The organism is candidate division WOR-3 bacterium, from assembly GCA_011052815.1.
Taxonomy (GTDB): Bacteria; Hydrothermota; Tepidihabitantia; order SM23-42; family SM23-42; genus DRIG01.
In genome coordinates this window covers 1-7,419 of sequence record DRIG01000077.1, presented here as the reverse complement: position 1 = coordinate 7,419, position 7,419 = coordinate 1, and the positions used below count along the sequence as shown (strand labels likewise).

Annotated in this window: 4 protein-coding genes; all 4 read left to right on the top strand. The window is 47.6% G+C overall.

The features are described from left to right. The coding region (locus ENI34_07275) for a hypothetical protein (GenBank protein ID HEC78927.1) at positions 1–766 on the top strand (766 nt) is incomplete at its 5' end. Beyond that, on the top strand, positions 763–4,233 hold the full coding sequence (locus tag ENI34_07270) for a T9SS type A sorting domain-containing protein (GenBank protein ID HEC78926.1): 3,471 nt from the start codon (positions 763–765) through the stop codon (positions 4,231–4,233). The genes ENI34_07275 and ENI34_07270, both read left to right, overlap by 4 nt. A 14-nt stretch (positions 4,234–4,247) precedes the next feature. Continuing rightward, on the top strand, positions 4,248–5,498 hold the full coding sequence (locus ENI34_07265) for a T9SS type A sorting domain-containing protein (protein ID HEC78925.1): 1,251 nt from the start codon (positions 4,248–4,250) through the stop codon (positions 5,496–5,498). A gap of 1 nt (position 5,499) precedes the next feature. Then, positions 5,500–7,419, top strand: a 1,920-nt coding sequence (locus ENI34_07260) for a hypothetical protein (protein ID HEC78924.1), incomplete at its 3' end; no start/stop codon positions are given.

Below are 7,419 nucleotides of genomic sequence, written 5' to 3'. Positions count from 1 at the left end.
TGAAAATCCCCGTGTTGTCGGAGAATATGAAAGTGAAAAGAGTATCGTGGGCGTGGCTGTAAGGGATACATTCGCATATCTCGCCGTATATCATAACCAGGGCGGAATAAGGGTGATAAATATCGCAGAACCGGAAAATCCGTTCTTTGTGGGAGAAGATAACTGGTATTATGGTTATGATATCGCGGCACCGTCAAACGACTCGCTCTATGTGTATGCCGCAGGCGGTTACTGGTTTGTGGTTGAAGATGTAAGCTATCCCCAGTATCCGACCTTTGTACGCAGATTTTCAACTCCCGGCAATGTGAGGGGTGTATTTGTACGCGACTCCCTCGTCTTTCTCGCCTGTGAACAGATGGGTCTGCATATCTTCAACCTCGCAAAACCGGACAGTGAAGCAGCCATTGCCTGGCTCGATACGCCTTCTAATGCGCGTAATCTCTTTATAAAAAATAATTATGCATATATCGCTGATGGTCGTGGCGGCTTAATTGTCATTGATGTCTCTTTGCCTGAGTCTCCCGAGATAATAAGCACCTATGATACACCTGATTATGCCAATGACGTCTATGTCGAGGCAGACCGTGCATATATCGCCGACGGAGACGCAGGGGTCATTATCCTGGATATCAGTACACCTGAATCACCTGAAGAATACGGCAGGATTGAAACCGTATATGCCAATGCAGTCTATGTAAGGAACGGCTTGATCTATATAGCAGACCGGGATATGGGACTGGTCATTGCTCAGGAGGAGCAGGAATGATACTCTTCTTGTTTTTGATAAACACCTATGGAACATCCCAGGTCATTATAACCGACATAAATCCGTCAATGGTGAAATTCCAGGTCAGATTTGCAGAAGACAATCCAACCGAACTCCTGCCGGTCACCCGTTTCATCCTGAGTAAAACTCCTCCTGAGATTGAATATAAAATCCTTGAAAGAGACTCTGTTAAAACCATTACACAGCATAATTTAAACATAACAGAACCGGTCAGGAACGGCACAGGCATAAGCACAAAAAATGCAACAATTTATCCGGTGACCATATATCCGCAATACTTAAACAAATTTAACAAGATACACCTAAAATCGATTGAAATCACGGCACATTTTACGCCGATTGACCCGCAGACAGAATTGCCGATGCTCTGGAAAAGGGTCTTTAAAGAATTGATCCTCAATTATGAAGAAGAAACCGGTTTAAAACCCGGCGGTTATCTCATCATCACCCCTGATGCGTTCTATGATAGTGTGCTCGCCTTAGCCGACTGGAAAGAGAAAAAGGGCTGGCACGTAACAGTAAAAAAGCTTTCAGAAACCGGCTCTTCAGCCACTGAAATCAAAAACTATATCGCTGATGCCTATCATACCTGGACCCCTACCTTAGAATATGTCCTCTTGATCGGCGACACACAGCAGATTCCGCCCTATTCATCAACAACACCGGTCAGCCGTACTGACTATCCCTACTCACTCATTGACGGCAATGACTTCTTTGCTGAACTCCTCATCGGCAGATTACCGGCGAATACCGTCAATGAACTGAATACCATGACGGCGAAGAGCATCGGTTATGAGAAAACACCTGATATGAGTTCGACATCCTGGTTCACCCGCGCATTAATGGTCGCAGCCAATTATCCACTGGATACCATGACCACTCCCATCCCGACAAAACGCTGGGTAAGGGAAAAACTGCTCGAATACGGTTTCAATACCGTGGACACGGTCTTTTACCCGCCTGTTTCAAGCCCCACTCCGATCACCAATTCGATCAACCAGGGCGTACTCTTTGTCAATTATCGGGGTGGCATTGCAGACCCGGACGGCTGGGTATATCCGAATTTTCACAATACCGAGGTAATCGGCCTGTCAAACGGCTGGAAATTACCTGTGGTCACGAGCATCACCTGCTGGACCGGCAATTTCGGACAGGCAACCTGTTTTGGTGAACAATGGCTCAGGGCGGGCAATCCCATAACCCCCAAAGGTGCAGTCGCATTCTTCGGCGCCTCGGCAACGACCACATCAAGCCGCTGGAACAACTGTCTTGATTTCGGTATTTACCAGGCGATTTTAAAAGAAGATATCTATGACCTCGGTTCTGCACTCTACAGGGGCAAGGTCGAGGTGTACCTGAATTTTCCCCTGGACACGACCTGGGCACACGGCTCGTCATTCTATTTTCACACCTATAATCTGCTCGGCGATCCGTCGCTCGAACTCTGGACCGACATACCAGACTCCTTTATTGTAAGCCACAGCTCTGTAATCCCCGTAGGCACCAATTCCTTTGTGGTCCAGGTTATGAACTCATCCTCCCAGAAGATCAAAGGTGCCCAGGTGAGTTTATATAAAAGGAACGAAGTAAAAGAAGTGGAGTTCACTGATGCAGACGGCAACGCCGCCTTCAGTTTTTCAACCGCGACCCAGGATACACTCTTTATCACGGTGACCAAACACAATTTCAAACCGTACTGCGGTCTCTGCCTGGTCAACAACACCGGTGTCTATGTAGGTTATGAAAGCCATACGATCTCAGACCCCGGCGGCAATAATAACGGTGAAATCAATCCCGGCGAAACGATTGAACTCCAGGTGACATTGAAAAATTTCGGAAACTCCACAACCGCAAGTAATGTCTCGGCGACACTCAGCACCTCTGACCCTTATGTGACAATCTCTGACTCGATAAAGTCTTTCGGCGATATCGGTCCGGGTAATACAGGGACCGCCTCTCCTTATATCTTTGATGTCTCGACCAATACCAGAAACGACCACATAATCAAATTCAACCTCGCTGTCACCTCATCCCAGGGAAACTGGAACTCTGTGCTCTGGCTCGATGTCAAAGCGCCTGAATTCGATTATCAAAGACATCAAATACTGGACGGCGGAAACGGAATTCTGGAACCAGGGGAAACAGTTGAGATAAGCGTCTCAATAAAGAATTGCGGTGCATTAATCGGCAACAACATAACCGGCATACTCAGATCCGACAACCCGGGAGTTACGGTTTTAGACTCAATCGGCACTTACGGCAATATCGCAGCCGGTGATTCGGCAACCAATTCGAGCGATCGGTTCCAGATAAGTGCTGCCTCTTCAATCGCTCCGGGCCACATAATTAAATTCTTTGAAATATTATCCGGTGATAATAATTTTAAAGATACAATAGAGTTTGAAGTAGTCATCGGAGTCATAAACCAATCAGAACCACTGGGGCCTGATGACTATGGTTATTTCGCCTATGATGATACAGATACTGGTTATCCTGAGGCTCCGAGCTATAACTGGGTCGAAATCGACCCTGAACTGGGCGGACCCGGTGATTCACTCAGTCTTGAAAACGACGAAACAAAAACACTGGACCTGCCGTTCAATTTTAAATTTTACGGTCAGTGGTATGATAAGGTCTCGATCTGTTCAAACGGCTATATCGCCCTGGATTCGACCTGGATTGCGGATATGTACAACTGGCACATTCCCGCTGCAGGCGGCCCTCCCCTGCTCATTGCACCGTTCTGGGACGACCTGGACCCGACTGCAACCGATTCAAGCGGCAATGTCTGTTACTGGTATGATGCTACGAATCATCGCTATGTAGTTGAATACTCACACGTCCAGCATATCCACGATCCGACAAATCCCACACCTGCCGAGCTCCAGACCTTTGAACTGATTCTCTATGATCCACAGTACTATCCCACCCTGACCGGCGACGGTGAAATCCTCTTTCAATATAAAGAAATAACCAATGACGACCAGTGGCACAACTATGCGAGCGTCGGCATTGAAAATCGGGAACATACCATCGGACTTGAGTACACCTATGCTGATATCTATCCAGACGCCGCCGCGCCCCTTGCAGACAACCGGGCGATCAAGTTCACCACTGACCCGCCAGACTCATTTCCGGGTATTACAGAAGACACGCAATCTTTGCGCCAATTGGAAATAACACTATCTCCGAATCCGTTCCACAAACAAATAAATATCAAACTCAACCGCGGTCTGAGTGCAAAGGGCATGGTGGTGCATATCTACGACATCACCGGCCGTCTCATCAAGAGCATCCCTGTTCCTGATTCTTATTCTCCGGGCTCACATTCAATCTTCTGGGACGGTACTGATCAATCAGGCGAAAAGAGCGGCAGCGGAGTCTATTTTTTGAATTTTGTGGGTAAAGATTCTAAAATTATAAAGAAGGTTATCTTTTTACCTTAAATAAAGGAGGCGGTATGAAATATCTTATACCATTATTCTTGATTTTAATATCTTCTGTGTCGGCATATAATTATCACGGCTGCGCCCTGGCACCGAACAACCTGCACGGCTGGGTCGTATGCCTTGATACGGTTATGATTCTCTATACAACGGACGGCGGCGCCACCTGGCAGCCTCAGGATCCGCCGGACAGCACCACAAAACGCTTCTTTGATGTAACCTGTATCGACCAGTTGAGCGCCTGGACCTGCGGCATTCTCGGCGAAATTCTCCATACTGACAACGGTGGAATCGACTGGTATGCACAGGCAATCGGTCTGTCCAAATACGCCACAAGAATCGAATTCATTAACCAGGATTACGGGTGGGCTGCCTGCGGCGACGGAACAATCGGCAGGACGACCAACGGCGGGAACTTCTGGGACCAGAATTTCACTCCCTGGTACAGTGCTGAATATTACGGCGTTTCGTTCTTAAATCAATGGGACGGCTGGGCAGTTGCAGGATACCCGGATTCACTCTCATTAGGACAGGGAATGATCATCCATTCTTCAGACGGCGGTATTAACTGGGATTCACTGTATCAGACATCAGGATACGAGGACTATCTGGATGTTCACTTCTTTAATCTTTTTGACGGTATTGTGGTCGGCGGCGATGAAACAGACACCTCGGCGGTCATCCTGAAGACCACGGACGGAGGCGCCACCTGGAACAACATCACACCTCCGACAAACACCTATTATCTCAGGGCGGTCGACTTTGTCGGAAATCACGGATGGGCGGTCGGCAGATTCGGCACCATTATATATACGAACGACAGTGGTGATTCCTGGGTGTTCCAGAATAATCCGGCGACCACGACCCTCTTTGACGTCGACTTCTCAGACAGTCTGCACGGCATTGCCTGTGGTTATAACATCATTCTCTATACTACGGACGGCGGCCAGAACTGGAATGGAACGAGTGTTGTGGAGAAGAACAGCACCGCCTGTTTGAACAAAGAATTCATAATCTTCCCGACACCGGCGTCTGACAGGCTCAAAGTAATCTATAACACCGCTGTGTCCGGACAGGGACAGGATATCGAAGTGCATATTTACGACACCGCAGGCAGGGAATTATATGGTTTTGTTAAACACCTGAACCGATATCCCGACAGGATCGAATGGAAGATCGAATTCAACCTTGCCGGTGGTATCTACTTCCTGGAATTGAGGGAACAAGATCGAACCTTGATCCGGAAGTTCACGGTGTTTAGGTGATATGAAGAAATTTTTCTTGTTTCTCTTTCTTTGGCAATCAGTCATCGCCCAAACAGGAGCGCGTTATCTGATAATCACCCATGATGACTTTTACAATAAAATAAAACCATTTGCCCGCTGGAAAACAACCAAAGGACTCAAAACAAAGATAGTAAAACTATCTGACATCGGCAATGGCCCTGAACAGATAAAGAATTATATCACCGATGTCTACAACACCTGGGATATTAAACCCCAATATCTCCTGCTTGTCGGAAGTCCGAATAAAATCCCCTTCCCCTCGATAAATTACCAGGGGTATGTCTATGAAAGTGATAATTATTATACAAATGTCACAGGGGATTTCCATAATGAACTTCTGCCCGGTCGCTTCTGGGTGGATGATACACTCGAAGCCCGGACCATCGTCGCCAAGGTACTCAGTTATGAAAAATGCATGACGGCGATCGATTCGTTCTGGTACAGAGGCGGCGTAACCATCGTCAATGAAGACGAAGACTCTTTTCCGGCGGATTCGGTCTACTGGGCTGATGTACGTTACGCCCACACCCTGATGCTCGGCGCCGGTTTCACTGAAATAGATTCCCTGGCACAGAGTTTCGGCAACACGAGTGTCGATGTAATCAACGCAATCAATAACGGCTGTTCCTATATATTATATCGCGGAGTGGGCTTCAATAACTGGGACTATCCGTTTAATGCAATCCACGGTTATGATATGCATAACGGACCGATGCTGCCGGTCGTAATTTCGGCGACCTGTGCGACTGTTTACGGAATCGGCCAGGAATGGACCAGAACCGGCACACCGACCGAACTCAAGGGCGTAGTCGGTTTCTTAGGAACGACCACGGCACTGATGCACGCTGCCGAGTTCCGCAGTGCATTAGCAAAAGGAACCCTTGAAAATATATTCTGTGACAGCCTCAGTACTCTGGGAAAGGCGGCTGAAGCCGGCAGATTAAAATACTATGAGTTATTCCATAATACGCTTGAATACAACAGCTGGACCTGTCTGGGCGACCCATCAATGGAACTGAGGACCTTTACACCGAAAGGAATAACCGTGGTACATGACTCTCTGTTCTGGGTGGTACCCGAAGCCGGCACGATCCGGGTACATGTTGAATATAACAGTGTACCTGTAGAAAGCGCCCTGGTCTGCATAATGGCGGAGCGCGACACCACCATCTATCACTATGGCCGAACCGACAACGCCGGCAATATAACATTCATTGATACCTTCCACATACCCGGCGATTCACTTGTCTGTACTGTCACCGGTAGAAACCTCAAACCATACTCAGGCAAAGCACCTGTCAAGTTCACAGGTGGGCCGTATCTATTATTGAACTCCTTTCTAATCGAGGATTCAATCGGCGGCAACAACGACAACATTGCAAACCCGGGTGAAGACATTGATATTCCGGTATGGATAAAGAACTGGGGGGACTCCACCGCTTATAATGTAGTCGGTGTTCTTCAAAAAGCCGCAGCCGACCCGTTCTTCACATTATACGACACAACCAAATCTTTCGACGATGTTCCGGCTTTTGATTCAGCTTTCAGCTCGGTTGACGGCTACAACATCGTCGTTGACTCTGCCTGTCCTGACAGCCACAGGATTGACTTGAGCCTCGTTATAAAAGATGACAATGATTCAACCTGGATATCCGACTTCAACTTCATCGTCCATGCACCGATTATCGAATTTGTTCAATACTACTTCCCCGGCTATCTGAAATACACTCCGACAGGTGATACAAACCAGTTGATTGTGGAATTGGTGAATACAGGTTCATATCAGGCGGAAAATTTGAACTGCACCATATTCACCACTGACTCATTCGTGAATATACTCGACCCCACCTCGTCATTCGGTACGATCCTTCCGGACACGATATCTTCAAATGAAAGTGAC

Coding starts and splice junctions, on each gene's coding strand:
- ENI34_07270 (HEC78926.1), top strand. CDS start 763: ATGATACTCTTCTTGTTTTTGATAAACACCTATGGAACATCCCAGGTC.
- ENI34_07265 (HEC78925.1), top strand. CDS start 4,248: ATGAAATATCTTATACCATTATTCTTGATTTTAATATCTTCTGTGTCG.